Source organism: Mangrovivirga halotolerans (assembly GCF_026241165.1).
Taxonomy (GTDB): domain Bacteria; phylum Bacteroidota; class Bacteroidia; order Cytophagales; family Cyclobacteriaceae; genus Mangrovivirga; species Mangrovivirga halotolerans.
In genome coordinates this window covers 1-3,023 of the sequence record NZ_JAPFQN010000020.1, presented here as the reverse complement: position 1 = coordinate 3,023, position 3,023 = coordinate 1, and the positions used below count along the sequence as shown (strand labels likewise).

The 3,023-nt window shown below is 50.2% G+C and carries 1 rRNA gene; it reads right to left on the bottom strand.

Annotated features, from left to right (window positions below):
* Nucleotides 1-47: 47 nt before the first annotated feature.
* Nucleotides 48-2,933: ribosomal RNA gene (locus OO013_RS19980) — 23S ribosomal RNA — on the bottom strand.
* Nucleotides 2,934-3,023 lie beyond the last annotated feature (90 nt).

Below are 3,023 nucleotides of genomic sequence, written 5' to 3'. Positions count from 1 at the left end.
GATTAAAAATAATCATAAGTACATTAAGACCGGATCCTTAGGAGATCCTTGGAAAGTTACAGGTAATTAGTACTGCTCGGCTATGCCATCTCTGACTTTACACCTGCAGCCTATCAACGTCATCGTCTCTGACGTCCTTTAAAAGAAGCCTCATCTTGAGGGGAGTTTCGCGCTTAGATGCTTTCAGCGCTTATCTCTTCCGAACATAGCTACTCGGCACTGCAGCTGGCGCCACAACCGATACACCAGAGGTTCGTCCAACCCGGTCCTCTCGTACTAAGGTCAGGTCCTCTCAAGCTTCTAACGCCCACAGTAGATAGGGACCGAACTGTCTCACGACGTTCTGAACCCAGCTCGCGTGCCACTTTAATGGGCGAACAGCCCAACCCTTGGGACCTTCTCCAGCCCCAGGATGTGACGAGCCGACATCGAGGTGCCAAACCTCCCCGTCGATGTGAGCTCTTGGGGGAGATCAGCCTGTTATCCCCAGAGTACCTTTTATCCTTTGAGCGATGGCCCTTCCATGCGGAACCACCGGATCACTATACCCAACTTTCGTTCCTGATCGACTTGTAGGTCTCACAGTCAAGCACCCTTATGCTATTGCGCTCTTCGCACGATTACCAACCGTGCTGAGGGTACCTTTGGAAGCCTCCGATACTTTTTTGGAGGCGACCACCCCAGTCAAACTACCCACCACACACTGTCCCCGTCTAACGGGTTAGATATCACGTAAACAAAGGCCGGTATTTCAACAACGGCTCCACCACGCCTAGCGACGCAGCTTCAAAGCCTCCCGGCTATCCTACACATCGTTTACACAATACCAATGTGAAGCTATAGTAAAGGTTCATGGGGTCTTTCCGTCCCACTGCGGGTAAACGGCATCTTCACCGTTACTACAATTTCACCGAGCTCGTGGCCGAGACAGTGCCCAGATCGTTACACCATTCGTGCAGGTCGGAACTTACCCGACAAGGAATTTCGCTACCTTAGGACCGTTATAGTTACGGCCGCCGTTTACCGGGGCTTCAGTTCAACGCTTCGCCGAAGCTAACGTCCCCCCTTAACCTTCCGGCACCGGGCAGGTGTCAGGCCCTATACTTAACCTTTCGGTGTCGCAGAGCCATGTGTTTTTGTTAAACAGTCGCCTGGGCCTCTTCACTGCGGCTTCTCACCCGAAGGTGAGGAAGCACCCCTTCTCCCGAAGTTACAGGGTCATTTTGCCTAGTTCCTTAGCCACGAATCACTCGAGCACCTTAGGATACTCTCCTCAGCTACCTGTGTCGGTTTACGGTACAGGCTGCGTATACATATGCTTAGAGGTTTTTCTTGGAAGTCTGATTACGGTCACTATCTGCGCTCCCGAAGGATTGCAGTACTATCACATTCAGCTATCGGTGCGGATTTGCCTACACCAACATTACCTACATGCTTTAACGTGCTATTCCGTCAGCACGCGGACCTGTCACTACTCCGTCTCCCCATCACTCTATACGCAGGTATCGGAATATTAACCGATTTGCCATCGACTACCCCTCTCGGGTTCGCCTTAGGTCCTGACTAACCCATGGCTGATTAGCATTGCCATGGAAACCTTAGCTTTGCGGTGGACGGGTTTCTCGCCCGTCTTATCGTTACTTATGCCTACATTTGCTTTTCTATTCGCTCCAGCATGACTCACGTCACACCTTCGCCGCCAATAGAATGCTCCCCTACCACTCAATAAATTGAGTCCCGAGCTTCGGTAGTATACTTTATGCCCGATTATTATCGATGCCCTATCGCTCGACCAGTGAGCTGTTACGCACTCTTTAAAGGAATAGCTGCTTCCAAGCTAACCTCCTGGCTGTCTAAGCAATCGGACTACCTTAGTTCAACTTAGTATACATTTAGGGACCTTAGCTGCGGATCTGGGTTCTTTCCCTCTCGGATTAGGACCTTAGCACCCTAACCCTCACTGCAAGCGAGCATCTGACAGCATTCGGAGTTCATCAGGATTTGGTAGGATTTGACTCCCCCTAGTCCTATTGGTAGCTCTACCTCTGTCAGACTCCACTCACGCTGTTCCTAAAAACATTTCGGGGAGTACGAGCTATTTCCCAGTTTGATTGGCCTTTCACCCCTACCCACACCTCATCCGAAAACTTTTCAACGTTTACCGGTTCGGGCCTCCATTCCGTTTTACCGAAACTTCACCCTGGACATGGGTAGATCACATGGGTTTCGCGTCTACCTCCGCTAACTATGCGCCCTATTCAGACTCGCTTTCGCTCCGGCTGCGGGCCTTAAACCCTTAACCTTGCTAACGAAGAGTAACTCGTAGGCTCATTATGCAAAAGGCACGCCGTCACTCCATATAGAAGCTCCGACCGCTTGTAAGCGCACGGTTTCAGGTTCTATTTCACCCCGTTATTCACGGTACTTTTCACCTTTCCCTCACGGTACTTGTTCACTATCGGTCTCTCATTCGTATTTAGCCTTACCGGATGGTGCCGGCAGATTCAAACGGGATTTCTCCTGTCCCGCCCTACTCAGGATCCTAACCTCAATCACGCTCTTACCCCTACGGGACTCTCACCCTGTATCGTCATGCTTCCCAACATGTTCGAGTTCAATTGTGATCGATTACGCTAGTCCTACAACCCCGACATAGCCGTAACTATATCGGTTTAGGCTCTTCCCCGTTCGCTCGCCACTACTTAGGGAATCATTATTATTTTCTCTTCCTCCGGGTACTTAGATGTTTCAGTTCTCCGGGTTCGCTTACTGATAAATCAGTATGACTGGTCTTCAACCAGCCGGGTTGCCCCATTCGGATATCTTCGGATCAACGCTTATGTGCAACTCCCCGAAGCTTTTCGCAGCTTATCACGTCCTTCATCGCCGATGAGAGCCACAGGCATCCCCCGTGCGCCCTTAATACTTTCTCAAGTATCCTAACGTACTTATGATTCTACTTTGTAATCTTATTTTACTCTGTGTCCAATATGTCAAAGAACTCTTCTTCCCAGTTTGCCGAC